General features: G+C 47.4%; 24 protein-coding genes. 13 read left to right on the plus strand and 11 right to left on the minus strand.

Annotated elements, in window-relative coordinates; all coding sequences use genetic code 11:
* Positions 1–298 precede the first annotated feature (298 nt).
* Positions 299–589, plus strand: a complete 291-nt coding sequence (locus tag MHH93_RS09885) for a hypothetical protein (RefSeq protein ID WP_500053900.1) — start codon at positions 299–301, stop codon at positions 587–589.
* Between the two features lie 56 nt (positions 590–645).
* On the opposite strand, the gene MHH93_RS09890 is transcribed toward MHH93_RS09885, so the two are convergent.
* Positions 646–2,319 (minus strand): PucR family transcriptional regulator, encoded by a 1,674-nt coding sequence (locus tag MHH93_RS09890; protein WP_500053901.1) that lies wholly within the window; start codon positions 2,317–2,319, stop codon positions 646–648.
* Between the two features lie 189 nt (positions 2,320–2,508).
* On the opposite strand from MHH93_RS09890, the gene ald reads away from it, so the two are divergent.
* Positions 2,509–3,642 carry an alanine dehydrogenase gene (gene ald, locus MHH93_RS09895; protein WP_500053902.1) on the plus strand — a complete coding sequence of 378 codons (1,134 nt, stop codon included), beginning with the start codon at positions 2,509–2,511 and terminating at the stop codon, positions 3,640–3,642.
* 167 nt (positions 3,643–3,809) lie between these two features.
* Here the strand turns inward: ald and MHH93_RS09900 are convergent, their stop codons facing one another.
* Positions 3,810–4,727, minus strand: a complete 918-nt coding sequence (locus tag MHH93_RS09900) for a PD-(D/E)XK nuclease family protein (RefSeq protein ID WP_339240108.1) — start codon at positions 4,725–4,727, stop codon at positions 3,810–3,812.
* Positions 4,728–5,430: 703 nt separating this feature from the next.
* On the opposite strand from MHH93_RS09900, the gene MHH93_RS09905 reads away from it, so the two are divergent.
* Positions 5,431–6,114, plus strand: coding sequence for a serine/threonine protein kinase (locus MHH93_RS09905; RefSeq protein WP_192132923.1), 684 nt, complete (start codon positions 5,431–5,433; stop codon positions 6,112–6,114).
* Positions 6,115–6,389: 275 nt separating this feature from the next.
* On the opposite strand, the gene MHH93_RS09910 is transcribed toward MHH93_RS09905, so the two are convergent.
* Positions 6,390–7,286, minus strand: coding sequence for a helix-turn-helix transcriptional regulator (locus MHH93_RS09910; protein ID WP_500053903.1), 897 nt, complete (start codon positions 7,284–7,286; stop codon positions 6,390–6,392).
* 129 nt (positions 7,287–7,415) lie between these two features.
* Between MHH93_RS09910 and MHH93_RS09915 the strand changes: the two genes are divergently transcribed.
* A complete protein-coding gene (locus MHH93_RS09915) occupies positions 7,416–8,303 on the plus strand; it encodes a sugar phosphate isomerase/epimerase family protein (RefSeq protein WP_076214488.1) in 888 nt (295 codons plus the stop codon).
* 134 nt (positions 8,304–8,437) lie between these two features.
* A complete protein-coding gene (locus MHH93_RS09920) occupies positions 8,438–9,493 on the plus strand; it encodes a Gfo/Idh/MocA family protein (protein WP_500053904.1) in 1,056 nt (351 codons plus the stop codon).
* 339 nt (positions 9,494–9,832) lie between these two features.
* On the opposite strand, the gene MHH93_RS09925 is transcribed toward MHH93_RS09920, so the two are convergent.
* The gene (locus MHH93_RS09925; RefSeq protein ID WP_500053905.1) at positions 9,833–11,152 is read right to left on the minus strand and encodes a glycoside hydrolase family 125 protein; all 1,320 of its coding nucleotides are present in this window, start codon (positions 11,150–11,152) and stop codon (positions 9,833–9,835) included.
* A gap of 229 nt (positions 11,153–11,381) precedes the next feature.
* Between MHH93_RS09925 and MHH93_RS09930 the strand changes: the two genes are divergently transcribed.
* Positions 11,382–12,443: a LacI family DNA-binding transcriptional regulator gene (locus MHH93_RS09930; protein ID WP_500053906.1), complete on the plus strand. Its 1,062-nt coding sequence runs from the start codon at positions 11,382–11,384 to the stop codon at positions 12,441–12,443.
* Positions 12,444–12,677: 234 nt separating this feature from the next.
* Here the strand turns inward: MHH93_RS09930 and MHH93_RS09935 are convergent, their stop codons facing one another.
* The 3 genes from MHH93_RS09935 to MHH93_RS09945 all read right to left on the minus strand — a co-directional run bounded on the left by MHH93_RS09935 (position 12,678) and on the right by MHH93_RS09945 (position 15,571).
* Positions 12,678–14,276 carry a hypothetical protein gene (locus tag MHH93_RS09935; protein ID WP_500053907.1) on the minus strand — a complete coding sequence of 533 codons (1,599 nt, stop codon included), beginning with the start codon at positions 14,274–14,276 and terminating at the stop codon, positions 12,678–12,680.
* Entirely contained in the window at positions 14,254–14,829 is a 576-nt protein-coding gene (locus tag MHH93_RS09940; RefSeq protein WP_500053908.1) for an RNA polymerase sigma factor, read from the minus strand. The genes MHH93_RS09935 and MHH93_RS09940 overlap by 23 nt, the downstream gene beginning before the upstream one ends.
* Positions 14,830–15,052: 223 nt before the next feature.
* Positions 15,053–15,571, minus strand: a complete 519-nt coding sequence (locus MHH93_RS09945; RefSeq protein WP_500053909.1) for a mismatch-specific DNA-glycosylase — start codon at positions 15,569–15,571, stop codon at positions 15,053–15,055.
* A gap of 119 nt (positions 15,572–15,690) precedes the next feature.
* On the opposite strand from MHH93_RS09945, the gene MHH93_RS09950 reads away from it, so the two are divergent.
* The 4 genes from MHH93_RS09950 to MHH93_RS09965 all read left to right on the plus strand — a co-directional run bounded on the left by MHH93_RS09950 (position 15,691) and on the right by MHH93_RS09965 (position 19,362).
* The gene (locus tag MHH93_RS09950) at positions 15,691–16,611 is read left to right on the plus strand and encodes an AEC family transporter (RefSeq protein ID WP_315938154.1); all 921 of its coding nucleotides are present in this window, start codon (positions 15,691–15,693) and stop codon (positions 16,609–16,611) included.
* A 312-nt stretch (positions 16,612–16,923) separates the two neighbouring features.
* Positions 16,924–17,991 carry a WXG100 family type VII secretion target gene (locus tag MHH93_RS09955; RefSeq protein WP_500053910.1) on the plus strand — a complete coding sequence of 356 codons (1,068 nt, stop codon included), beginning with the start codon at positions 16,924–16,926 and terminating at the stop codon, positions 17,989–17,991.
* A 16-nt stretch (positions 17,992–18,007) separates the two neighbouring features.
* The gene (locus MHH93_RS09960) at positions 18,008–18,466 is read left to right on the plus strand and encodes a hypothetical protein (RefSeq protein WP_500053911.1); all 459 of its coding nucleotides are present in this window, start codon (positions 18,008–18,010) and stop codon (positions 18,464–18,466) included.
* Between the two features lie 59 nt (positions 18,467–18,525).
* Positions 18,526–19,362, plus strand: coding sequence for a YfjC family protein (locus MHH93_RS09965; protein WP_500053912.1), 837 nt, complete (start codon positions 18,526–18,528; stop codon positions 19,360–19,362).
* Between the two features lie 125 nt (positions 19,363–19,487).
* On the opposite strand, the gene MHH93_RS09970 is transcribed toward MHH93_RS09965, so the two are convergent.
* The gene (locus tag MHH93_RS09970) at positions 19,488–19,739 is read right to left on the minus strand and encodes an RNA-binding protein (RefSeq protein WP_442031498.1); all 252 of its coding nucleotides are present in this window, start codon (positions 19,737–19,739) and stop codon (positions 19,488–19,490) included.
* Positions 19,740–20,014: 275 nt separating this feature from the next.
* On the opposite strand from MHH93_RS09970, the gene MHH93_RS09975 reads away from it, so the two are divergent.
* Entirely contained in the window at positions 20,015–20,407 is a 393-nt protein-coding gene (locus MHH93_RS09975) for a RidA family protein (RefSeq protein WP_500053913.1), read from the plus strand.
* Between the two features lie 134 nt (positions 20,408–20,541).
* On the opposite strand, the gene MHH93_RS09980 is transcribed toward MHH93_RS09975, so the two are convergent.
* From MHH93_RS09980 to MHH93_RS09990, 3 genes are all read right to left on the minus strand, one after another.
* The gene (locus MHH93_RS09980) at positions 20,542–21,171 is read right to left on the minus strand and encodes a copper amine oxidase N-terminal domain-containing protein (protein WP_500053914.1); all 630 of its coding nucleotides are present in this window, start codon (positions 21,169–21,171) and stop codon (positions 20,542–20,544) included.
* Positions 21,172–21,336: 165 nt separating this feature from the next.
* Entirely contained in the window at positions 21,337–22,140 is an 804-nt protein-coding gene (locus tag MHH93_RS09985) for a nucleotidyltransferase domain-containing protein (RefSeq protein WP_500053915.1), read from the minus strand.
* 26 nt (positions 22,141–22,166) lie between these two features.
* The gene (locus MHH93_RS09990; RefSeq protein WP_500053916.1) at positions 22,167–23,660 is read right to left on the minus strand and encodes a TROVE domain-containing protein; all 1,494 of its coding nucleotides are present in this window, start codon (positions 23,658–23,660) and stop codon (positions 22,167–22,169) included.
* 459 nt (positions 23,661–24,119) lie between these two features.
* Between MHH93_RS09990 and MHH93_RS09995 the strand changes: the two genes are divergently transcribed.
* Both MHH93_RS09995 and MHH93_RS10000 read left to right on the plus strand, forming a co-directional pair.
* Positions 24,120–25,475: a helix-turn-helix transcriptional regulator gene (locus tag MHH93_RS09995; RefSeq protein ID WP_500053917.1), complete on the plus strand. Its 1,356-nt coding sequence runs from the start codon at positions 24,120–24,122 to the stop codon at positions 25,473–25,475.
* Positions 25,423–26,307: a WYL domain-containing protein gene (locus tag MHH93_RS10000; RefSeq protein ID WP_500053918.1), complete on the plus strand. Its 885-nt coding sequence runs from the start codon at positions 25,423–25,425 to the stop codon at positions 26,305–26,307. The genes MHH93_RS09995 and MHH93_RS10000 overlap by 53 nt, the downstream gene beginning before the upstream one ends.
* The last annotated feature ends 51 nt before the right edge of the window (positions 26,308–26,358 follow it).

The raw sequence follows: 26,358 nt of genomic DNA on the forward strand, positions 1-26,358 counted from the left end.
CTAGATACTGGTACTTTTAATATATAATATACCCTCTCAAAAATGAGACTATATTGAGACGCGCAATCGCATGTGAAGTGATAAAATCTTGTTAAAAGCCAATTTATTGGAAATATTCAATACAGCGGACATGGAAACGCATAACAAGGTACATACACGCCTCCGCGCTACTTCTCGTAATGGGTCATTCCGCCGATCAAGCACATCCAACATGTACATGAGCATTTACTGATCTCGAATTCATGCTTCCCTTTCAAACCCTACTACCAGCCCGATATTCCAGGAAAGGCGGATTTGTGTGAGAATAAACCTCGATATCTGTAATCTGAGCGGACAACTTGGAATCAATCCCAAAAGACTTCATGAGTGGCTTCACCAAAGTGGTATTTCAATGACAGCCAATGATGCAGAACCGGAAGGAGGCACCGACCGGTCATCACCCCCGTATCGACTGGCTGCTCCCTCTTCATTATCACTGGCACCATCCTCTGGTCAAACGAAGCTCTATAGGGGCCGACGCTCCGCTTCCAACCTTCAACGCCTGCCTGCTACATTACAACCTACCCGGCGGATTAGTAAAAACTGCTAGACTGTGCACAAGGTAATGTAAGATCGATGCACAGTCTGTCTTGCATGCCTTTCACCTCATCCAGAGGAGTGCAACTGTCCATTCTCGATCATCGCGTGCGCAAGTAACGCCATCTCCAGACAGATTCTTCTCCCTTGCTCCATGTAATCAGGTCCCATCAGTTCTTCCAGCTTCTCCAGTCTGTTGTACAACGTTTGCCGATGAATAAATAGCTGGGCGGCTGCATCCCGTTTGGAACCAAAGTTCTGCAGGTAAGCTTCCAACGTCTCTACCAATCTCAAGTGATGTGTCTGGTCATGTTCAATCAACACACCCAGATGATCCTGGACAAAGGGTTGCAGGAAGGATTGGGGTAACGCCTTTAACATTTGATATATACCCATACGTTCGTAAAAGTGAACATGTTCCATCCGATCTACCGATCTCGAAACTTCGATCACCTGATAGGCCTCCTGAAGGCTCTCCGGCAGACTGGTCAGACGACTGCGTAACTTGCCGAATCCGACATGAATCATAACCTGCTTCAAGTTACGACTCGCAAACCGTTTTACATCCAGGGCGATCCCTTCCAGTAATCGCAGTAGTTGATGCCGCGCCGCCGCCGATAACGCTTCCTTCGCACAGCACAGAAATACCTGGTTGTTCTTTAGCATAATCAGGCTGGGCAGATTGTTCTTCTTAAGCAGGGATCGAAGCAGCACAAGAACGTCCTGATGATTCGCTTCCATTCGCTCCCGGCCTGTACCTTTCAATCGATGCTCAATCTCGATGACCCCTCCTGCAAACCAGTACTGCCCCTTCACCAGCAAACGAAGTCCCATTCGAGTCTGAGCCTGTTCCTCCTGATGGATGTTGCCATTCATCAGGTCCTGGATCAGTTCATTCTGATTGCGGACCATCTTCTCTTCAAGAAACTGGGAACGAAGCGTGAGCGCTGCCGCTGCCTTTGCCGTATAATCAAGCATCAGCTTGAGATACTCCACAGGAGCAGACGGATGTACGATCATGCCTACAGCTGAAAACACCTGACCGAAGCAGACGACAGGATGACACAGCAGAACTTTCTCTTCATCCATATGGAACCATAATTCGGTATCTGAATCATTCAAATCCAGATGTTCTACCTCTTGCTCATACCAGGTATAGATGGCCTGTTCCATCTCCGGAGCCAGTTCAGGTACAAAACTGCCCGGCTCCATAGATGAAATGTACACCACCGGTTTTGCAGCGTACTCATGCAGCAGGTTCAGCACAGCAGACATATCTGTACTCTGTAATGTTCGTTGCTGAAGCTGACGGGAGTAAGCTTCCAGACTCTTCAGCAGCTGGTGTTGATGATTAATGAGCAGAGAGTGAATATCCTGTGTGATCTCGACAAAACGGACCGGTTGCTCAAATACGATCAATGGAAACTGGTGTCTGTCCGCCAGTTCAATCAGTTCTTCCGGAATTCCGTATATGCTGGTACCAAACTCCACACATAACCCCGCTGCCTCACTGCCAATGAGCTGGAGCAGATACTCCTCACGCCCTTCTTCCGATTGAAGCCACAGTCCAGTGGATAAAATAAGATCATGGGGGCTTACAAATGGAGTTACATTCGTAATCTCGAGCACATGAACCCAGCCAACCTGACGGTTCACTCCATCCTTTCCTGCCGCAAGTCGTGCACGGCCAAATACCGGACGTGCAAGGATATCTTTAATCGTAAACACGCGGTCATTTCGCAATGGCAATCCCTCTTCGTGTTATTTTTTCTTACATTATAATCCATGGACAAATGTCCTGAACAGTCTTTTTCGACAATATGTTGAGTACTATTTCTAAACATTAGACATCAAGTAAGGTGCAAAACGAATATCCAAGTCATAAACTTGTAGTATAAGCTGACAACCAATAAATGGACGAGGTGCATGGTGATGAGAATCGGAATTCCCAAAGAAATCAAAAACAATGAGAATCGTGTAGCAATGACTCCGGCCGGGGCTGCTGATTTCGTCAGAGCCGGTCACCAGGTGATGATTGAACAAGGCGCAGGGATCGGCAGTGGATTCACGGATCATGAATATCAAGCTGCGGGCGCAGAGATTCGAAAGGATGCCAAGTCAGTATGGAACGAGGCCGATATGATCATCAAAGTGAAAGAACCACTTGCCAGTGAATATGGATATTTTCGGCCGGGGCTAATTCTGTTCACTTACCTGCACCTCGCGGCGGAACCTGAGCTTGCCAAAGCGCTTATCGCAAGTCGGGTAACAGCCATTGCCTATGAGACGCTGGAGGTCAACAGTACTCTACCCCTGCTGACACCTATGAGTGAAGTTGCGGGCCGCATGGCATCTCAGATTGGAGCACAGCTGTTGGAGAAGACCGAAGGTGGCAAAGGCATTCTGTTGTCCGGTGTACCCGGTGTCAGTCGGGGGAAAGTGGTCATCATTGGCGGCGGCACGGTGGGGACGAATGCAGCCAAAATCGCCATTGGTCTTGGAGCGGATGTGACTATCCTCGATCTGAATCTGAATCGTCTGCGCCAGCTGGATGATATCTTCGGCAATCAGATCCACACGCTGGTATCCAGCCCATCCAACATTGCAGCGGCTGTTGCTGCGGCAGATCTATTGATCTGTGCGGTGCTGATTCCGGGCGCCAAGGCGCCAACGCTTGTCAGCGAGCAGGTGGTGAAGACCATGGCACCGGGTTCGGTCATTGTGGATGTGGCGATTGATCAAGGTGGGATTGTTGAGACCATTGATCATATCACCACCCACGATGAACCGACCTATGTGAAACATGGTGTCGTGCATTACGCGGTGGCGAACATGCCGGGCGCCGTGCCGCGTACGTCCACGGTGGCGCTGACTAACGCCACCATGCCTTATGCGCTGCAGCTGGCCAACCACGGTGCAGCCGCCGCGATTCGCGGTAGTTCGTCCATTCGCAGCGCGGTCAATGCGCTGAATGGACATATCACGTATGAGGCGGTTGCCCGGGATCTCGGGCATGCCTATGTTCCTGCGGGTCAGGTGCTGGAGAATACCGCCGCTGTCCAATAATCTGGATAGGATCGTTCCACCCGGCGCCTTGTCGCTAGGCCTGTGGAACGCAATAGAAGCGCAAGTCGGGCAGATGATGTGCCCGGCTTGCGCTTCTTGATTTTTTTCACATATGAAATAGCTCGTTAGTTTGGTATAAGGCCTGATGTTACTCCGGTTTTGGCGCTTTAGACTGCTCGCTCACTGCATACTTCGCGGAAGTTGCAATCCCGACAGGATCGGTGCGAAGGCATCGCTGTGAAATAGCTGACGTCCTTTGGACGGTTATAGTATTCATCCTCCACACAAGATCGCATCTCCTCGATGTAACGACCCACGTTCTCCTCCACCTTGCGGATATCCTCTTCCGTTGCCGTAAACTCTCGGTGCTTCCCGGTTAACAGGTACTCCACTCGCAGCTCAATCTGCTCCAAGGGGACCCGGTAGTGCTCTCTTACATAGGATGCGTACAGCATTAGCTGATCGGAGAAGTCATCTTCCTTTCCCGTCTTCCAGTCCACAATGACAATATTGCCGTTACTGCGCCGATACAACAAGTCCATCTTCACATACACGCGTGTATCGTGCAGCATCATGGTATCCCATTTCTCGATCTCCAGAATGTCCGTGCTTGCCCGGGACAAGTCCTCCCACGTAAGCGTCTGGTACAGGTTACTGACACAGGCCGAGGCCCGCTCCTTAATCGTTGCGATCCGGTCATTCAACGTGTCATCCCCATAATAGATCTCCGACAGCATCGTGCGATTCTTCGGGTTCAACCGCCACTGATCCGCGTCCATCGACTCCACATACGCCTGATTCAGCAGCTTGCGTATCGTCTGTTCCAGAAAGTGTTCACGTGGTTTATCCTTGCCCTCTTCCCTGCTACGTACCGCCGACTCACACATCCGATGCGCGAGGTCCCCGAAGACAAGGTATAGATTGCTGAGCTGCTTCAAACGGTACAGACGAACCTGCATCTCATCCGCAGAGTCTGTCTTCCAGCCGTTATGGGCACCGTAATAATGATAATAATATTTGCGCAGGCACTCATCGAACATACTCGCCCGCGACTGCGAATAAGACCATTGCGGGTATTGTGCCATAAGATTTTCTGCCTTTCTGTATGCCGGATCTGCCTAAGATCCCTTAATGCTCACAGTATAAAGCCATGGGAACATTGCCGCAAGCGCGCTTCCGTTATTTTCTTCTAACGCAACCGTTTCCGATTCAATCCGTATCGTTTATATAGTAACATCACCAAAAGATGAAATTGCGGAGCAGAACGCTTAATATACTCCATAGAGGCAGAGAAACTGAAATGCAGAGCTACAACTTTTTGTGAAAAAGCTAAAGCTTCCGAAGTTTATTTTAAGCCTCAGCACCGTTAATAAAGAAGCCATCTCGGAGTGGAAGCATACGTCATGGCAGATTTCCCGCTAATAAGGGAACCCGGTGATACTGTGACTTGAAGATTAACGAAGCTAATGTGATCAAACGCTAACGAACCTGATACACCTTATTGCTTGGATAATACAGCTTTATACAATCTAACGCACTCCAGACACGTTATATAGTCTCATTTCGGCTGGATCACGTGTTTACAGCGTGCAAACGAGCCCATAGCGTGCCTCTGATTCGTTACATTTTCAGATCTGCCGATTTCAGCGAAATAAGGCTTATACGGTTCGTTAGAAAATTTCTTATCTTCATATGGCCGCGCACGGAGTGGCTCAGCGTACCATTTATCCACGATTTTAACTTCTGCGTAAATTCTGTACAGGCATATCCAAAAAGGAGGCACCACCCATGAATCGACCGGATTGGTTCCAGGCGGAAGAAGCATTACAACAGATCCAAGTCATCGGAAGCGACCGGAATGAGCTCGTGAACATCATCGGCGATGTAGAAGGATTGAATTGCATTGGCACAGGTACGGATGCGGCTGTATTTACGTATGACGGCTTGCCGCAGTATGCCTTCAAGATGTACTCGGATCATGCCTTGGACAAACTCGAAAATGAAAAACAGGTATACGAACAGCTCAAAGGTCTGCCATACTTCCCTACCTATTACGGCAGCGGCCGAAATGTTCTCGTGATCAGTTTTGAACCCGGAGATACGTTGCTGGAATGTTTGGAAAAAGGAATCCCCGTCCCCGAGCAGGTGATGCTCGATGTGGACGCAGCGCGAGAAGCCGTTCGTAGCCGCGGGCTGAACCCCCGTGATATTCATTTGAAAAATGTAATTCTTCAGAACGGGCGCGGCAAAGTGATTGACGTATCCGAGTATATTCAGGACGGCAATGACAATCGCTGGGAACATCTCGTCTGGGCCTATCACAACATCTATCCGCGGATCAAAGGAACGCCCATATCTCCACGCATGCTGCAGACCATCAAATGGGGGTACAATCAGCTCGATCATGCCAATGTCAAAATGGACGATCTCTCCAAGAAAGCCAATCGCCTGTTCTCCAGATTTATGAAATGAGTACGTTCTACACATTATAGGACTGTCTTTTTATTCTGATTCTGCAATCCAAACAACCCGGATGAACGCCTTGAGTTGGCCTTGATCCGGGTTATTCTTCATGGATGTAAATCCAAATGGATGTAAGTCCAAGTATGGAGTATGGTGATTAGTACAGTAATTACTGCCGTACGCTCTGCTTCTGCTCATAATCGTGACTGCGAGTTGTAGAGGATTACAAACACCACGATGACTTTTTATCCGAGACTGCCATAATGATTGCATACTGATTGCGCTTAACCTTCTTTTCTCCCCCGCCCCTGCGAAGGGGTCATGCCCTTGTACTGTTTGTATAACTTCGTAAAATAGTTGGCGTTGTCGCAGCCTACTCTGGCGGCGATCTCCGTAATGGTCAGACTGCTGCCTTGCAACAGTTGTTCGGCCTCACTCATCCTGCACCCGTTCACGTATTCCACGAAGGTACGTCCGGTCAGCTTTTTGAACATTTTGCAGAAGTGATACGCATTCAGTCCCACATGGCTTGCCGCTTCCGTAACAGACATCTTACCTGTAGGGTCGGCTTCAATCTGTGCAATTAACTGCTTGAAGCGTTCGCGGTTTGGAAAATACGATCCCATCGATCGATCCGGCAACTGCTGCGGCATAAAGGTTCGCGCAAGCAGGGTGAATAAGGCATGAAGCTTGGACTTCACCACGAGCTGATAAGCCGGGGGCTGTAACGCCATTTCCTCCACGGCTTCATTCAGCAAAGAATAATAGCCTGTGCAGGCTATGTTTTCCTCTGCCGGTTTGACCGGAAATCTCACTCTTCCTTCCAGATACGGCGCGACATATTGCTCATGCACAGGATCATGAGTGAAATCATGAAATAGCGCACGGTTGACTACAACGGAATCATAATCCACATCCCCCTCTTCCAGAGCATATCCGACATGCAACGTACCTCCAGGAATGATGATGACCTCACCTGCTCGAACCACATAGGGTTTGCTATCAATATGAAAAAGCGCACTGCCCTTACGCATGACAATCAGCTCAAAATGTTCATGCCAATGCAAATACAGAATGCATTCTTCCGCTTTCATATCTGAACATCGATTTCGGAACAACTGAAATGGATGTGATTTATGGTCAATTCGGGTATTTTCGTGAAGCGCTTTCAGATCCAGCATGACTTCTTCCCCCTCTTCACAAGATCCGACTACTATTACACAAGATTGTGTAGAGCCATCCCGTTAATCCACGGCTATAATGAGTGTGTCACGAAGTACTATAAGCCAATATTGGAGTGAAATACAACCATGAATAAATCATTACGCATCGGTACCCTTGTAGGCGGGCAGGACGCCGTCCGCGTTATCCCGCAGATTATGCAACACGGCTTTGAATCATTTAACCTGACCTTCTGGCAAACAACTGGCGACCTGGACTTGGCAGAGACAGCCAAACGTGTCCGTGAAATCGTGGACGAACAAGGTATCGTCATCTCCGCGGTGAGTGTATTTGGTAATCCGCTCACAGGAGCCGGAGACAACGCCGATACACTGGCAAGCTGGGAGCGAGTGATTGATCACGCACAGCTCTTCGGTGCAGATATCGTCTCCGGGTTCACTGGACGATTGACCGATCAACCCATTAACGAGTCCATCCCCCGGTTCAAGGAAGTATTTGGTGAACTGGCACGACGGGCAGCAGATCGGGGTGTACGCATTGCTTTTGAAAACTGTGATATGGGTGGAACCTGGCAGACAGGCGACTGGAACATTGCCCATAACCCGACGGCCTGGGAGATGATGTTCGATGCTGTTCCAGATGAAAATGTTGGTCTGGAGTGGGAGCCTTGCCACCAAATGTCCAGCCTGATCGATCCGATACCACAGCTGCGCAAATGGGCTCACAAAGTGTTCCACGTACATGGCAAAGATGCCACGATTGCCTGGGATATTGTCAAGGAATACGGCGTACACGGCCCACGTGAATTTGTCTGGCACCGCACCCCCGGCTTCGGGGATAACAACTGGGCAGACATCATCACCATTCTGCGTCAGAACGGTTATCAGGGCACGATTGATATTGAAGGCTGGCATGACCCCGTGTACAAAGACGAACTCGAAATGACCGGACAGGTACATGCTTTGCGGTACTTGAAACAATGCCGCGGCGGCGATTTTGTGCCCAACCCGGTTTAAATAATCAACCTCCACTGAAACTTAACCTAAGTAGCTGCTGGCCTAAGGGTGAGTGCAAACCATAATTTAATCTATTTCTCATTTCTCGAAAACCATGCGAGCTAAAACACAATCCATACGAAGGAGATGAGCGGATGAGTCATCCTTATCAGGTAATTATCGCTGGCTGCGGTGCCATGGCAAACACGTGGGCGGACTATGCCTTGCAAAGGCCGGATACAGAAATCGTGGGACTGGTCGATCTGTATGAACAGACAGCCCTTGCTTTTGCTACAAGACACGGCCTCACCTGCCCTACGTTCACTGATATCCGTGAGGCCATTCAAGCAACTGGCGCAAATATCGTATTCGATGTCACAATTCCGGCGAGTCATTACAACATTGCCATGACAGCGCTGAAGGAAGGATGTCATGTATTTGGCGAGAAACCCCTCGCAGAATCCTTCTCCGACTGCACAGATATTGTGCAAACCTCTCGCAGTACAGGACACATTCAAGCCGTGATGCAGAATCGTCGGTTCGATCCGCGGATCCGCGCCTATCAGCACCTCATTTCGGGCGGGGCTATAGGGCAGGTAGGTTACGCGGGAGCCGACTTCTTCCTCGGGCCACACTTTGGCGGATTCCGGGATCTGATGGATAGTCCACTACTTCTCGATATGGCAATACATACGTTTGATCAGGCACGCTATATTCTCGGAGCCAACCCGGTATCGGTGTACTGCCATGAGTTCAACCCTCCAGGGTCTTGGTATCAGGGCAATGCGATGGCGTTATGTATATTTGAGATGTCCGACGGGTCCGTATTCAACTATCGCGGTTCCTGGTGCGCGGAGGGTGTACCCACATCATGGGAAGCAAGCTGGCGCGTAATCGGTGAAAAAGGAACTGCGATCTGGGATGGTCATGATGACATCTATGCTGAGGTGGTCGCTGCGCAAAGTCTGGATGCTGATGGCAAACCATCCTTTTTCCAGCCAAGTGAGCGGATCGAAGCGGAACTGCCTGTCATGGACAAAACAGGTCATCATGGCTGCCTCGAAGACATGTTCGCTGCACTGGAATCAGGCCGATTGCCTGAAACGGATTGCAGTGATAACCAGTTCAGCATGGCTATGGTCCTCGCTTCCCTGGAAAGCGCACGCACAGGCCAGAAAGTATTCATCGCCGATCTGCTGAAAAACACATAGAAAAGCGCCTGAGTTTATCAATTAAATAAAGCCCAAACTGCAATAGTTTAGCAGTTTGGGCTTTGTTGTTTTTTTACCTACTCTCCTATTCTAGAAATGATGTCAAAAAAAGGTCATGCCAAATAGCAGAAGTAGTGTAGGGGACGAAATCGATTCTGAAGAAACGAAGTGTTCGCCTAAAAGCTTTCTGAAAGAAAGCTACATCGGAAGCATACGCTTATCCCCGGATTTCGACTTTACAAGAGTCGATCAAGAAATCCGGGGATAACAGCGATCGAAAGAACGATTCGTAACCGGAACGGCCACTTTGCAGGCAGTTACTTTTTTGAACTAAATCATTTATAAAATCCCTTTCTTCATTGCCTTGTACACCAACTGCGAGAACAGGCTGTTGGACCAGGCGAACCATGGTCTCGTGAACGTGTTGGGGTCATCAGCGTGGAAACCCTCATGCATATATCCGGTACCCGCATCCGTGTTCTCCAGCAATTCAATCATGGCCAGTATTTCCTCATCATTGTCTGCCGTGAGACCCTGCATGGATAGCGCCATGTGCCAGATGTATCCCGGCGGTGTGTGCGGGCTACCGATCCCTTTGGCTAGCTTCCCTTCATAGTAGAACGGATTCTCCTTACTCAGAATGAATCGGCGTGTGTTCTGATATACAGCATCCTCAACCGAAGCATACTCCATATACGGGATGGACATCAGCCCAGGCGTACCCGCATCATCCATCAGACAAAAGTTGCCGTAACCGTCTGTCTCATAGGCATATATTTGCCCATACTCTGGATGACGATAAGTACCGTACAGGGAGATGCCATGTCGTATCTCCTCTTCCAAATGAGTCATTCGGCTTACCAGTTGTTCATCCCGGAACACCCACTTCGCAATCTCCCCCATCTGGCGCAAGGTTACCGCAGCGAACATGTTCGCCGGAATATTATAATGAAAATCACAGGCATCATCACTCGGACGAAATCCGGACCAGATCATCCCCGTATAATTCACGGGCATCCCCAACCCCTCATTACGCAGCGTATCATGGGCTGGACAGTTGCGACGCATGAACCGATAAGATGAACGCTCTCCGTGATGCTGTTCTGTCTCCCACAGGTCTATAACATTCTCCATCACTTTCTTGAAGCGCTCGTCAAATATATCTGTCAGTTCCGTCTCCCGCCAATAGGTATAAGCCAGCTTCATGGAGAAGCACAGAGAATCCAGTTCAAACTTCCGTTCCCACACCCACGGTGACATCTCCGTCTCATCATTGGCATCCCAATGCCATCCATTCGCCGTTTCATTGAACGCATTGGCATAGATATCCTTATCAGCGTAGAACGTATGCCGTCTGATCAGCCCTCCAATGATACGCTGCAACTTCTCGTCATCCTTGGCAAGCGGAACATAATGCATGACCTGCTCTACCGAATCCCTTAACCACATGGCGGGAATATCCCCTGTTATTACAAAGGTTGTCCCATCCTCCAATAGCTTTGTGGTCGTTTCCAGCGTATTGGGAAAACAATTGCGAAACTGATCCAGCAATCTCGGTCGATGTTGCAAACGCTCGTCCGCCTCATTCAGAATATCCTGCACAGCTTGCGGCAATTCCAGATGCGGCATAGGGATTTTCGGTAATCTAAACTGTTCCATGGATGTTGTCTCCTTTGAATTGAAGTCTCGCAAATTAGTATAAATGAACCCAAACACTAACTCTCATACTATTGTTATTTTTGTTATGATAATTTATAATAACACTATTAGTTGTAAGTGTACTGTTTCAGAAGATGCTCGTCAATTCATAAAGGTCATCTCAATTCACTTTTCAATCATTTTCACATATGCAAATTAACAAATTGCTTACATACGAAGGAGTAATGATATGTCACGCAAAGTATCCATTCAGACGCTGGCTGACCAGCTCGGATTATCCAAATATGCCGTCTCCCGCGCACTCAGTGGCAAGACGGGCGTTAGTGATGCAACACGTGCACGGGTACTGGAACTCGCTCGAGCTTTGGGATATCGTCAAAGTACTCCGGGGGCTACTAACAGTTCTACTGCCGCAAACCATGCAGATCCGTCCGATCCCCCGTTTGTTCTCATATGCATGAATCAGCTTAATCGCGGTGAGCCCCACTACTGGCAACGTGTTCTGTCAGGCATGATCTCCGCTTGTAATGAGCGTGGTTGGCATCATGCCATTGTATCTCCCTCACTCGGAGTGACGGACGAGAACACTTCTCCCGAAAAAGCTATTGCTCCTCATTTGGACTGGGAACATTGTGCAGGGATTATTGTCATGGGCGCTTTTCCTCATACGGTACTGCAAAGACTATCTCAGACGGGTCGTCCTATTATTCTCGTAGATCATCAGGAGCCATTGTTGAATTGTGATACAATCAGCCATGATAATCTGGAAGCAGGTATCACGGTGGCGAGATATTTGATGTCGATGAATTGTCAACGGATTGGCCTTATCACAGATGATGGTCGTGCTGCCAGCTTCGCACAGCGGAAGATCGGAATTGAACTGGCTCTGAACCATTTCCATGTAGATACCAGTCATACGACCAGCTTCAGGGAGTGGAATATCCCTTATGAAAATGGGGAATGGGTTAACCAATTGGCTACCACCATTCAAAACATGCCAGATGATGAACGTCCCGATGCCTGGATTGGTGTAAATGATGATATTGCCTTACAATGGATGCACAAACTACAGGAGATGGGCATCTCCACGCCTAAAGATTGCCTTGTCATCGGTATCGACAATGTGCACTCTGCGGTTACGTCCTCCCCGCCCCTGACCACGGTCAATCTGTGTAAAGAGGAGCTTGGACAGCGTGCTGTCGAGGCTTTGCAACGACGGATCGAACGACCGGGAACACCGAAAGAGACGGTTATGTTATCAACTACGTTGATTCCAAGGGAATCGGCGTAATTTGGAACGGGTAACCGCTCTCTTCTGAAGATGGATTCGTTATGTACTTGCTGTCTCCGTAAATCTGGTGCATACGAAAAAGGCCCCGCACATTATGCAGGGCCTTTTTCGTATATTAGGCTTATATCCTTATATTCCTGTACATTCACACTTAAATCTACTGATTCATCCACCCATCCTTATATCATCCATTCGAAGCTTCAGTTACTTCATGTCTAAAGAATGTACTACTGGTTATTTGAGCCAAGGCAGTCTACTGTACGATGGAAGATCCACTTCCCAATTCACATCACGGAATTCACGGTGAACCACCGTTCGTTTCAAGGTGAACTTGGTAGCAGAATTCTTATAGAGGCCATGAACCATTAATTTGAGATCACTTGTAACATATTTTTCGTCATTATTTATCTCTTTAATCGAATTTAGAATTGAAACGGGATATTCGATTCCTTCACGATCAACTGCCACCCATTTGTCCCCGGCAATTTCGTTGGAGAACTCTGCACTTCCCAACAATACAAGAGAGTGCTGGTCATCGGTTCCACTACCCGATGGAATATAACCCCCTCTTTCTGGATCAAAGTTATACCCATTCAAAACGACTCTGTCACCCGATTGCTCAAATATTGTGCTCGTGAGAGGGAGTTGTTCAAGATCAATTTCGATAGACTTTTCTTCCTTTACCGGTAAGGTGTAGCCATCTAATACAAAGCGAGTATTCTTCGCGTCCACCGTCACAAATGCGGGGTCCCACGTCTCGGATAGTTTCAACCAACCGCCATTTTCGTTCGCTTCACTCAGATCACGGAGCCGGAACTTCGCCTGTCGAGCGTAAGGCCTGCTTCCGTTAAATATTCTATACTCATTGGTTTCAGGAATTTCGATGTGATACAGGATATCCATCTGTTCCTTCCAATCCTCACTCACTTTAGCCTGCAGTTGATCATTCAAACTGACATTCACATCAAGACGGGTTCCGCTTGGCGTTCTTACAAGTTGTGTCATGTCTAGCTTTAACCCCTCCGGCGTGGTATACGTATTATTCATAGGAGTCATAGTAGCCATTGCTTTTGCTTTTGTCATGTCGATGTTGAATTGGAAACTCCAATCTACTGTTGTATTATTTTTTACCGTTGTGTTAGTACCCGCATCATAATAATCAGGTATTTTTAGAAAGTTTAATTCTCCGCGTACGACAATCTGATCTGGAATAACATCATTTAATTGAAATACGAATTTTCGATAATTTATACCACTAGGCTGGGAATTCACTACAGGAACAGCAACCAAATTACCATGTACATCTGTAATATGAATCTTCCCTGCTTCTGGAGTAACGACTGGTATCCTGATGTCGTCCGGGCTAGTTTGCTCCGTTAAAAACACAATTTGTGAACGATCGACAAGCACATCTTTGATCTCGAATGTGTATCCCTGATCTTCAATCTGAATGTTCGGATTAACCACAAGCCCTGGTGGCTTCAATCGCTTATAATCTTCAGTGAGGAATGCTTCCCTTATTTCTGTAGGTACTGGTATATCGGGTAAACGAGGAATATTTACAGCGCTCACTACCGGCTGCTCGGGTGCACCTGTCTGATCCCAAACCAGCCATGCACCTCCAAAAAGGAGCACAGCCGCAGCCACAATCCCCGTACGGTATATCCATCTTGTCTCAGTTACCTTTCTCGACCATGGACTTTCAGCTTCTCCACTTTCCATGGACACGCCATCCAGCTTCTGCATGACCTTAAGCGTGAAATCCGCATCCGGCTCCTCTCGATACAAATGCTCCTCCCACAACCAATCCTCATCCCTTGAAATAGGCTTCATACGTAGCTAAACCTCCTTTGCGTTCCATTTGCTTCCTCAGCGTCTTTTTCCCGCGATAAAGGGCGTTACGCACTTTGGTTGAACTCATGCCTGTAATATCTGCAATCTCTTCATAGCTCAACTCGTTTGTGTACTTTAGTAGTAACACCAGGCGATACAATTCCGGTAACTGTTCAAGTTGGCGGTATATTTCACGCTGCATCTCCTTATGCAGCACACGTTTCTCCGGTGTTTCATTACTGACAGGTTCGATCCCTTGATCAACCGGAGACATGACGGGTTTCTTTTCCCGCATAAAATCCCGCATTCGATTCACCGCAATGGTGTACACCCACGACGAGAAACGACTTCCCTCCCGCCTCGACGGGAGATAACGATAGATGCGAATAAACGTATCCTGAGCGAGATCCTGTGCATCCGGATGACTCGCGCCCATTCCGCGCATGATGCCGTAGACTTTATTTTTATATCGATCCACAAGCACAGAGAACAACTGCTTATCCCCTGCAATAATGCGCTCAATAAGCTCCTCCTCCGGTATCTGTTGAGTCATGTAATCCCCCTTCTCTACAGCTTCCATGCATGGTTCTGTACTATATAGACGGAAGCCGTTCCCGAAACCTCTCACTTGATCCAAAAAAAAGAATTCGCCCTGATCGGCGAAGCCGACAGGGTGAACTCTGCGTACCAACATTCTGTGATTGTCGCTGCACATTCTCTATAAGTTTCGTGGTAGCCTATTATTTCTGCTATCTTACCTCTCCTGTCTTTCTTACCTATTCATTTTCCCCGTTCTTCTCCGCAACAAAATCAGCAAGCTGTGAATAGATCGCCACAATCTCATCCATCGACATGCGCACGAGTCCACTGGACGACGGAGCGACGAATTCCTGAATTTCCTTGACGACCGGGTCGTCCTGAAATCCCCATTGCACTTTGGCACGTTTGCTGTACTGGGTGTATACACCTTTTCCAACAAAACAGGCAATGTCCGGTCGGTAGTTCTCCAGCTTTTGCCGCAAAATCTGGCGTCCTTCTGCGTACTCTTCCTTTGTAATATCTTCCATTCCTCTGGTGGGCCGAGCCACGATATTCGTGAATCCGTACCCCAGCTTCAGCAACTCTCCATCCTCTTGTGCATCGTATAAACGCGGAGTTAATCCCGACCGTTCAAGAATGCGCCAGAACCGGTTACCTTTGTAAGCATAATGATGACCCGTCTCACCAGACGTAATGCTAGGATTGAAGCCAATAAACAATATCGATAAACCAACATCCAGATGATCTGGAATCATGATGCAACACCTCCTGATCTTTTTTAGCCTATTCCACATTTGGTTGTGTATAAAATGATATAATAAGCAAAGCATTTTCGAAATCGGATGAAATTTTCATGAAAAAGGAAGTTGAACTAATGATTGCAGACATCATGCTTGAAGTCGTCCTACCCGTCTTTCTCCTGATTGCCGTTGGATCCTGGATGCAAAAGGTGTTCAAGCTAGACTTGTACACCCTCGCCAAAATCAATTTCTATTGTATTACCCCCGCAGCCGTCTTTATGAGCATGTATCACTCGGATATGTCGGGCGAATTGCTCGGGACTGTGACATTATTTTACGCAATCTATGTATTGATTCTCTATATTATAGGGTCAGTCGTTTCCCGTTCTCTTCGGATGAATAAAGGCATGAAGGCTGCCTTCAACAACAGCATTATGCTGGATAACGCAGGCAACTATGGACTGCCCATCAATGCACTGGTATTCCGCGGTGATCCACTCGCCTCTTCCATTCAAGCCCTCGTCATGTCTTTACAGGCATTACTGACATTCACCTATGGCGTGTTGTCCATTCAGGGTGCGAAGCTTAAAGGTAATTACCGTGCGGTGATTATTGGATTCCTTAAAATGCCTGTTCCTTATGCGCTCTTGTTAGGGATTCTGTTCCACATGTGGAAGGTTCCCCTCCCGACGTTTCTATCCATGCCGCTGACCTATGCGCAGCAAAGTATGGTTGCCGTAGCGCTATTGACACTAGGGGCGCAGATCGTAAAATATCCAATTCGGCTGTACCGCCTTGATGTGTATATTAGCACATTTTTACGTCTCCTGATTGGCCCCGCTATCGGAATTTCGATTGTGCTCATGTTGGGGTTGGAAGGCATTGCTGCACAGGCACTCATTATCGCTTCGGGTATGCCGACAGGTGTCAACGCATCCATCCTGGCGGAAGAATACGATAACGAACCGGATTTTGCAGCCCAGACAGTACTAATATCAACGCTCTTGAACATCATTACAATTACGGCACTGATCTCTTATGCCAAAACGTTCTAGATGAGGAATGCTCGTAAGTACATCCCTCCGTTAAGACCAAATTCAAATTTACAAGTCCACGCCCCTATAGGAGGTTGTGGGCTTCTTTGTTTATACTGTTCGTCTAAGTCCCACTTGGCAGGAACAAAGTCTTACGAAGAGCACTTATCTAACCCAACCAAAGGACTATTTTGCGCGTCAATTGCTTATTATCCGTTGCGAATAAACGTTTCGACCTTTAAACTTAGTGGGTAAATATTTCACAGCATTGCATTTTTGATCTATACATAATCTGTAGAAATTCTTAATTTCAACTTCCACGAGGTGAATGTCGTGACCAGGATTATTGTACCGCCTGAGCAGCTTCAGGCAATCTCCAACCAATTTGCTCAAGCTTCGGAACATAGTCGTAGCATGATTAACAATTTAAGCAGACATATAAGTACGTTACAGGGCCAGTGGTCAGGAATCACACAGGAACGTTTCTTTCAGAACTTTCAGGTGGCACATCGACAAATGGAGAGATTTTCTAGCTCAGTCTCTGCGATTGGCACGGAACTACATACCATCGCAACTCGTTTCTCACAAGCGGATCAATCTCAGGGGCATGGGGTACAGACCAATTCAAGCCAATCCACTTCTGGGAAAGATGCAAAAACGACGCTATCGGATATATATGATCAAGGAAGTAAGTCTTGGAATATAATTAATGGGATTCACGGGAATGTAGGCCTGATTGGAACAGGACTATATTCTGCTATGGCTACGTCCATGGTACTCTCCAAAACGGTTCATTTCAAAGTAGATCCCCGGAACTCCAGCCGTGCCAAAGTCCATAATGCTCCTTGGGTGAAGGGAAAGGGGAATTCCTTTCTAAGTAACTTGGCACGGAAACTGGATAAACAATTCCGCAGCCCGGGTCTGGTCATGAAAGGACTGAAGGGCTTCGATCGACTTGCAGGTAAATTAAAAGTAGGTGATATCGGGCTTGGTTTCAACAAAGCCAACAGCTTCGGTCAATGGACCCGCAATGTTATTGCTGGTGTGAATAAAGGTCAATACGGTATGAAGATTTCCAAAATACCTACAATGATAAGCAAAAAACTGTTCCCTATCAACGTAGGACTTAATGTTTGGGATGAAGGGGTTAAAACGGTTTCCAAGTATAAGGAAGGAACATTAACCAAAACAGATCTCGCCGTGTCCACATCGAATATCGTGATCAAGTCTGCCTCTGCAGGAGCCGGGGCTATTGTTGGCGGGACCCTATTATCGTTTGCCGGGCCTGCAGGAACAGCAGTTGGAGCTTATGTAGGTGGAGCTATAGGTAGTTACGCAGGAAAACATATAGCATCAGCCGCTGAAAAAGGAATTAGATGGGTTAGTAAACTCTTCAAGTAACACTTAGGAGGTATCCATGCAGCTCGTTACATACCAACGCAAATATGCAATTCGTCATACGTTGATATCTGCTCTTTTTATCATTGCTGGACTTGTCTTGATTGGAGATGTTATCTATGGTGACAATAGCGTACTTCAAACCTTGTACTTTACTAGTGCGGCATTCTTAAGCTTTTGGTTTGTGGGACGTCTGTTTATCTGGAACATCACGAGAGTATTTGGAACAAACATCTTATTTTCCTTCGATCTGTCTGGTATTAAGACAAATACAGGAATACAGTTATCTTGGAAGGATATACGCACCATTGATTTCGTAGCACCGGGACTAAACAAATGGATTCAACCTACTCCATCCTTTTACTTATTCAAAATGGTTGATGGAAAGAGCTATAAAGTATATACGTATAGTCTACTGAAACATCAGGAAAACGATATTCTTAAATTACTTCGGAAAACCTGGAATGAGCACAAATGACCTTCCAAAAAAAGTAACCTATATCTATCAATCTACATGGAAAGTAGGCAGTTAAGCTCATGAATAAACCACTTGTCACCTTATCCATTGAAGAATTCGGATTTGCGCTGGCCACACTTGGCGCGGAGGACATTGCAGCCGGTCTCCTAAAACCGATGTATGGCGAGTTATCTGAACAACACTGGGAACTCGTTCTAAGGGCTGCCTCTCACGGACTTTTATCCAAGGGGCTCATCTTGCATATGGAAGATACCAAGATAGAGATCGAGCCGGAGTTCCTGAAGATGCTTATGCATTTTGCCCAAAGCCGCAGCATGATTAGAGCATACTCAGACAGCCTTGAACAAGAAAAGGTATTAACCATTCACAAAAGTACGGATAACAACGATACATATCTCTATCATTTGGCAGTGGATCAACGTGTACATTTGTTCACCTGGACAGAACCTGAGGAATGGGAAGAGGAATTGTTCCGATTTTACATAGGGCAACATAAACCATTCATTGATCAACCTACTCAGTTCACGATAACGGAGGAACAATGGGCTACCCTGACGAACGAGGGAAACCATATGTTGTTAGATAGATTCATGGATGATTGGGAGCTACCTCTGGAAACACGCGAGTTATTGAAGGTATGGCATAACTCTTTTGAAACCTCTGGTCGTAGTGTGGATAACCTCAGTATCATTAATTATGCCGAAGATGTAATTCCTCTGCCTGATCAAGCTCTCCTGCTGCTTCATACCGAACAAGGTATCTGGAGCATGACTAGCAGAGATTCCACCAGCGAAAATGATTCTTACATCGAGATTGACCAGCATACCAATTCCTCCTTTCGTAAACAATTGCGAGAATGGATCGATCACTTCGCGGTCCCTGTCTCCCATACTTAAATGTGCAGCACACGCAAAAAAAGTCCAAGAGCCACTACCTTTGGTCTCTTGGACTTCTTCCATTATTTAACCCATGAACTCCCAACTGCCTGCTGAGCCTACTTGTCAAGCAGCCTGCCATAGAACTATGATTCAAACGTCGTTCGTTCCGGGAATTTGCCGCCTTCCCTGAATAAACATCGTACCAGTCGCTGCGCGGCTCGGTTAAAGAAAAAGCTCGGACTTACCCCATCCACCTCGACAGGTTCCAGTTCCCTCACACTTTCCTTGATCTTATTCATCTCAATGAGCCCCATCTTTCGCTCATTCGGTCCGAATCGATAAATAACCTTCTCATCGTCCTCCGTCTGTTTCACCAGCAGAATCACGGATGCCATACAGGTTACCCCCTATCGTTACGTTATGAGATTCCATTAATCACTTGCCTATTATAATTATTACCCAGATTCTAGTGGAAGGATATAGGACTTAAGTTAGTTATACCTAAATTAAATATCCTGATTTAAAGATTCTCTCAAGTGAGCCGTTAGGCTCACAAACACCGTGTTAACACTATCCTTTTGGATAGTCACTGTCATGAAAGTGCGTACTGCCCAAGTCGTTTTTCTCCGTTTATACTCATCTTATCTTGAATTCCAAAGGAGAGATTCATATGGCTACAACTCAAATCTATAGCCACGGTGTACCGTGGGAAGAAGCATTCAGTGTCGCTCAGGGATACAGCGTTAACGGTATGATCTACATTGCAGGGCAATTTTCGCATGATATGCAGGGGACGTTCATTGGTGTGGATGATATTGAAGCACAAGTTCGCCAGACACTGGATAACCTGGATCGCGTACTCGCAGGATTCAACGTGACCAAATCGAACATTGCTGAACTGGAGATTTTCTTGGTTCACCCGCAGGAGCATCTTGAGCCATGTGTTGCCGTGTACAAAGAATACATTGGTACGTATCGTCCGGCGGTTACGATGGTCGGCACATCAGGTCTGGCTTTCCCTCATCAACTGATTGAGATTCGTGCCGTTGCACATACCAACTGATCCAGGTCATGTAAAAAGTTGCAGCTCCAAGTAAAATGGCCTGATGAGGTTTCGCTTTAACAAAGTTCATATACAAAACAAAGAAGCAGGGCCGGATGACTCCTAACCTGCTTCTTTATGATTTCTTATTCTTATTATTTTACTTTCACCGTCAGCGTATTACCCGACGAAGTAAGGGATGCTCCAAGTCCTTCTACCAGGGCTCTAAGCGGAATGTATGTTGTTCCCTTAATTTCTTTGGGCGCTGCCTGTAAGGTGACATCTTTTCCGTTCACCTTTACCTTTTTACTGCCCAAGGTAAAGACTAGCTTGTACTTGTCTTTGGTAACGGTAATGGTTTGAGTCTCACTGTCCCAAGATGTTTTGGCTTCCATCGCTTTGGCCATCTCTCGCAGAGGTACAAGATTCGTGTTATTCATTACAATAGGAGAATCAGTGAAAATAACCTTCGAACCATTCACCTTCACCTGAACAGAAGACTTGATATATTCTGGTTTGGGAGCAGCTTGCTTTTTGGTTGCCGTTGAAGATTTGTTACTTTTCTTGGTACTTCCTGAACTGGATGAACTTGAAGATGAAGATTTGGAACTCGAAGAGGAACCTCCGTTGTGATAGTGATACTCCCCTTGTTTCAGCCCCCATTTTGCACAATTGGTGCGACAGGTGTGCCCTCCACTCGCATCTGTTCTTCCCGGATGGGCAGACGCAACCGTAGCAAAAATCATGAAAATGGCAAGCAAACTGCTTATTACTTTGATACGCATATGAATAACCCCCAGCAATTAGTTTGGCCAGAGTATCATACCATAATTACCCATACAATATAGGTTAATAATAAAATTTATTTTCATATAACAATTTACAAACGCAGGTCCACTCGCTTCGGCTTCAACGATAGCGTTTCCCACCCACATGCCACTTTCGCTCTCTTATTCACCTTCGCCCCACACCTCTTGCAATGCCAAACGGAAAATTCGATCCAATTCTTCATATTGAATCACCTGCTCATTCTCCATTTGGCTAGCCAGTCTGTCAAAATGCTCGATCTTCTCCGCCAAAAAAAACTGTATGGCTGGCAGCTGCGGCTCCAGATCCAGTTCCTCACCTGCCTTTTTCCGGCGCAGCAATTCATGAATTTCCGTATATAGCGGTGTAGTCGCAGGGACAAGTTCATGCACCAGCTCTTCGAATTCCATCGGAGGCATCGCATCATAACGTTCGATCCAGCCACAAGCGAGTAAGGGACGCAGCACATAGAAATACTTTTTAATCTTGACTCGCTCCCCTTGTAAATAATCCCGAAAATTGCCCTTCGCCATATTCAGATAATGATACATGCAGGACTTGGGCGAGAAGGTCAACGGTGACAGTTCACGGACATGCTGTGCCACGCTGTACTGTTCATCATACTGAATGGGGGATTGCAGCCACTCCAGTAGTGGCGGGTTCGATTTGCGAAACAGCTTCAACGCCTTGCGCAGATCCCAACCATTGATATCAAGCTGATCACTGATTGGGCGTTCAATAACATCCCTTCGATCCTCAATCGATAGATACCATTCAAGCGGTCTCACATACAGAAAACGCACATCGTAATCACTATCCTGGGAAGGAAATCCCCAGGCCCGACTGCCTGATTCACAGGCGTAGATGATCCGTACCTGCTCCTCCTGTTCAATCTGTCTCAGCTGTTGTCTGATCGTATCTTTCATTTCTTCATGAACATAGGTCATGCCCAGTCGCCTCCAATTTCCCCAAATTAAATATCCATCGCTCTAACCCGGTCCGCGAGTGTATCATATCCGGCCACAGTCTCGGCAATATACGTCAATACCGTCTCACTCCAGCCGTAGATGTAAAAGGTCTTGCCATCTCGTGGCGGTACCATTGCCTGCTGATAAGGTGCTATATCCACAATAAATGCCTTCAGCTCCGGATTCATCATCCGGCGGTATCGCTCAAGCTCGGCATATAACGGGCTGCCTTCATTCTGCTGTTCATCGGTAATCATTATGATCTGATCCACTTTCTCTCCAATATCCCGTAGTTCACGCACGGGTCGACCCGTGTCTGTTCCACCTTGTGCGCGAATCCGATGAGCCTGGGAAAGAATGCTCTCATTCATCTTCGGCCGAGCATCCTCAACCAAATGGTCGAATAACCAGAACAGTGCGTTACCTCTTGTTTGTTTATAAAGTGCCAGCGCCAGCACCGAACCAATGCGTAAATAATCCCCTTGCATGGAACCGGAACGATCCAGGAAAATAGCGGTCCTTCCCGGCAGCATTGGCAGGCTGCCAATGGATAGCTCCACCGCCTGCCGCAAAGCATCCCGCAGCTCTTCCCTCTCAATCATTTCATACGCACTGGCAAATCGGAAAGGCATTATGCGCGATTTGCGCAAAGCTTCCGCATCCGTTAGACGACGTCTAACAAAATCGATATTTTTCGATTTTTCAAAAACACCTGCCCGATCCATTGCGTTCAGATGGCGCAGCAACGCAAAGGTCGGCATCTGTGACATTAATGCCTCCCACACCGTACGTGTCGGTTGCATAATCGAGGTAACTACTGAATACGGAAGTTTACCTTTCTCGATCAGATGCATCCGGCTTGCCGGGTTGCGCGTAGCTTTCAGTTTCTCCAGCGCTTGCAACTGCGGCAGTTCCGTGAGGTCCACCTCATGCCCGCACAAATAACGAAACAAGGCTTGCTGCTTCAGATCGATCGGCTTGGGGTGTGCTGTAGCGATCATATCGCCCAGACTGTATCCACGCCCGCGTCCGTTGTATTTGATCGCCCAGTATTCGCTGATCCCGTTCAAAAAGAGACTCACCTGACGCTTCACCGCTCGGCCGCCCTGCCCCCGCCCCAATCCTCTCAGAATGGTCAGAAAATCAGCCAAATCAGCCGGTGTCTGTACCACTTTGGAGAACACCTTGGCAAATTGATCCACATTCACTTTGGACAATAGTGCCAGACCATATAAAGACTGTAACCGCATCAACCCTTCATTACGAGCATAGATCAGAGCCCGCGCCATAAACCCTGCATCCACCTCAGCCATCTCCTGATGACTGGCCTTCGCATCGTGCATCAGTTGCTGGGTATCTGCATAGAACGTATTGTTCAATGTATTAGTCATCAACATCTGTATATATTGTTCCTCCACCAATCGCTCATAGGCTCCGTAGCCCCCATGATTACGTGTCGTTGGCTGAGGTTGATTGAATAATTGTTTCGCTCTGCTCATCCCTCATGACCTCCCGGTGTGAGTCTAAGTACTGTTCTTTCATAATAAAATGTTCCGAGGAAAAAGGTGGGAAGGTGTATTACCCGCTCTACCGCTGAGCTACACCGCCATGAACGGCGGCGATTGGATTCGAACCAACGACCTGGTCGATTAACAGTCGAAGTAACCCTCCCTAGCGCCTCGGAACCTTGATCCACAGTGCTTGTTGCCGCCCCGCTTCACAACCTCATTATGCCTCACACATCTGTGCGCGAACATGGCGAAAGTATGACGACGACTGAATTTCTGCGATGGAGTCAACCTTCATAAGATTAAAATGAAACCTGACACTCTTCCTGCTACAATAAAGGGATATCGTACATGGGAAGTTCACGAATGTTTCTGTACCGCAGAATTGTTCTGCCAACATCGTTGTCCATTATATCCGCCTGACTCCAGGCCACCAAGGAGTGAATACTCATGGCTAAAGAGAGTTTTGACAAAGAAATTCAGTTCTTACGCATGTTATCCCTGACAAGTGGCGCATATACCCGCAAACAGTACGCCGAGCGGCTTGGCATATCCGTACATACCTTTGATAAAACCAATCGCAGGTTAAAAGAAATCATGCAGACCGTCGCTGATCAACGTTTAGGTGCCGAAGCAAGCCGGGAAATGGCAGACCTCGTTCGTTTTCAGTACGGAGAATCTGCAGAGCCCATGCTGCTCTTCCTCTTCCGCGCCAAGTCGATGAAAGAGACTGAAGTTCAGCGTCTTTCTGTTCTTTTGCATACCCTACAAGATACAGCCCTGACCGCAATGGAACTGCTCGACGCCTGCTGTGCTGATCTGCCGGAAGATCTGGCGTTACCTGACGAGAAAACCATTCGCTCCGATCTGAAGTATCTGGAAGAGGTTGGGGTTATTCGAAAAGAGCCGGGTGGCAGACCGTATCGCTATGCCTTGCAACAGGATGTCCTTACCGAATTAAACGTTGAAGAACAGCTGGAGTTGTATGATTTTGTGGATATGATGGCGAACACCCAGGTTCCTTCTGTCCAAGGTTACTTGTTGCGGGACAGTCTGAAGAAAGCCATTACAGCAAGTTTTCCACAAGAAGAAGCGACCGAACCCTATATCTACAAGTATCACTATTATTCTCGTATCCTGGACGAAGCTCACCTCTACACGCTGCTTAGTGCGATTCGTCAGCGCAAGCGTGTGCAGTTCCTATACTATTCACCGAAAAAACCATCCAGCTACAGTTCACAGAATACGAATCCGCGCTTCGAACGTGAAGCAGGTGGTCGATCCAACCGGATCGTGCCTCTTGAAGTGGTCTATGATCATCAGTATGGTCGTTGGTATGTCATTGGATATCAGGGCCGGCGCGGCTTTGTGAAATTCCGCATGGAAGGCATAACTCAACTGGAGGAAGAGGATTCAGTCGAAGAAGAATACATGCTCGAGTTGAAGCAGCAGTGGACTGACATCAGTCGCTACAGTTGGCTCGTAGACACAGGGAATACCGTGACGGTTCAAGCTCGCTTTTTCCACCCGGGACGTGGTCAGCGCAATTTCATTCTGGATCGAGTTCGTCTGCAAGGTCAATGGGGCAAGATCATACCCGAAACGGACCATACCTTTCTCTACGAAATCCAGGTCAACGGTACCACCGAGATCAAACCGTGGTTGCGGAGTTTTGGCTCAAGCTGCGAAATTATTGAACCGCAGAAGCTACGCCAGGAGATGATCCAGGAATGGAAGGAGATTGCCGAATATTATGAACCTGTTCGAGAAGATGTTCAATTACCAGATGATGACCCGACTGAATGAAACCGGACTGTTCACCTGGACCTCACAGGAACGGGCCTGGCTTCGCATGATGCTGAATCACCCTGCCGCAAGAGAAGCCCTGAGCGCGGTAACATTGGATAAAATGCACAACATGCTGAACGGTGAGCAGGATCTGAATCTTCAGGATTATCTGACCGAAAAAGCCAAAAGTGAGGAGAACAGTGTCTCTCATCCACTGCTTAGACGGTTACGATTAATCATTCTTCATCACCAGGGATTTCGGCTGATCGGTCGCGTCCGTAATGGACGCACAAGCCAGGATGAATTGGGGTTCCCGTATAAACTGGAGTATTCCATGGTCAAAAAAGAATGGTACGTGCTCTGGTACGCGCCTCGCATCGACATGCTCATGTCTACCAAGCTGCACAGCATCGTTACCGTGGAAGCTCAACCGATTGAGCCGGATGCCGCTTCGGGCTACATTGCCCGAATTGCTGCAATTACGGAGAAGCGCAAAACGACGATCACCATCGAAGTATTGCCAGAGTTCAATCAGGAGTTATCCCGAATCCTCTATGCCTTCTCCTGCTTCGAGAAACAAGTCGAGTACATGGAACCCAAGCAGACCTATCGGATCGAGCTGACCGTTCCGCGGAATGAGATCGATTATGTCTTATCCAAAATGCGTTTTCTCGGCAAACGGGTTCGAATCGCTGACCATCCAATGCTGCGGGAGCGAATGTCCGAGACAGCCGCCAAGGCATTGGCCCGTTATGCAGCAAAAGACCCTGATATACATTCCGAATACTCCAATGAAGTTCAGCACCGTCAACCCGAGGAAAAACCGTTTGCAAAAGCAGATGGTCATTGAATCCGTAAAAGCAGGTTCCCCCTAACCTATTGCTCAAAATAAACTATACAA

This window comes from Priestia sp. FSL H7-0729, assembly GCF_038005685.1.
In the GTDB taxonomy this organism is placed as follows: domain Bacteria; phylum Bacillota; class Bacilli; order Paenibacillales; family Paenibacillaceae; genus Paenibacillus.

Coding starts and splice junctions, on each gene's coding strand:
- ald (WP_500053902.1), top strand. CDS start 2,509: ATGAGAATCGGAATTCCCAAAGAAATCAAAAACAATGAGAATCGTGTA.
- MHH93_RS09900 (WP_339240108.1), bottom strand. CDS start 4,727: ATGGCACAATACCCGCAATGGTCTTATTCGCAGTCGCGGGCGAGTATG.
- MHH93_RS09905 (WP_192132923.1), top strand. CDS start 5,431: ATGAATCGACCGGATTGGTTCCAGGCGGAAGAAGCATTACAACAGATC.
- MHH93_RS09910 (WP_500053903.1), bottom strand. CDS start 7,286: ATGCTGGATCTGAAAGCGCTTCACGAAAATACCCGAATTGACCATAAA.
- MHH93_RS09915 (WP_076214488.1), top strand. CDS start 7,416: ATGAATAAATCATTACGCATCGGTACCCTTGTAGGCGGGCAGGACGCC.
- MHH93_RS09920 (WP_500053904.1), top strand. CDS start 8,438: ATGAGTCATCCTTATCAGGTAATTATCGCTGGCTGCGGTGCCATGGCA.
- MHH93_RS09925 (WP_500053905.1), bottom strand. CDS start 11,152: ATGGAACAGTTTAGATTACCGAAAATCCCTATGCCGCATCTGGAATTG.
- MHH93_RS09930 (WP_500053906.1), top strand. CDS start 11,382: ATGTCACGCAAAGTATCCATTCAGACGCTGGCTGACCAGCTCGGATTA.
- MHH93_RS09935 (WP_500053907.1), bottom strand. CDS start 14,276: ATGAAGCCTATTTCAAGGGATGAGGATTGGTTGTGGGAGGAGCATTTG.
- MHH93_RS09940 (WP_500053908.1), bottom strand. CDS start 14,829: ATGACTCAACAGATACCGGAGGAGGAGCTTATTGAGCGCATTATTGCA.
- MHH93_RS09945 (WP_500053909.1), bottom strand. CDS start 15,571: ATGATTCCAGATCATCTGGATGTTGGTTTATCGATATTGTTTATTGGC.
- MHH93_RS09950 (WP_315938154.1), top strand. CDS start 15,691: ATGATTGCAGACATCATGCTTGAAGTCGTCCTACCCGTCTTTCTCCTG.
- MHH93_RS09960 (WP_500053911.1), top strand. CDS start 18,008: ATGCAGCTCGTTACATACCAACGCAAATATGCAATTCGTCATACGTTG.
- MHH93_RS09965 (WP_500053912.1), top strand. CDS start 18,526: ATGAATAAACCACTTGTCACCTTATCCATTGAAGAATTCGGATTTGCG.
- MHH93_RS09970 (WP_442031498.1), bottom strand. CDS start 19,739: ATGGCATCCGTGATTCTGCTGGTGAAACAGACGGAGGACGATGAGAAG.
- MHH93_RS09975 (WP_500053913.1), top strand. CDS start 20,015: ATGGCTACAACTCAAATCTATAGCCACGGTGTACCGTGGGAAGAAGCA.
- MHH93_RS09980 (WP_500053914.1), bottom strand. CDS start 21,171: ATGCGTATCAAAGTAATAAGCAGTTTGCTTGCCATTTTCATGATTTTT.
- MHH93_RS09985 (WP_500053915.1), bottom strand. CDS start 22,140: ATGACCTATGTTCATGAAGAAATGAAAGATACGATCAGACAACAGCTG.
- MHH93_RS09990 (WP_500053916.1), bottom strand. CDS start 23,660: ATGAGCAGAGCGAAACAATTATTCAATCAACCTCAGCCAACGACACGT.
- MHH93_RS09995 (WP_500053917.1), top strand. CDS start 24,120: ATGGCTAAAGAGAGTTTTGACAAAGAAATTCAGTTCTTACGCATGTTA.
- MHH93_RS10000 (WP_500053918.1), top strand. CDS start 25,423: ATGAACCTGTTCGAGAAGATGTTCAATTACCAGATGATGACCCGACTG.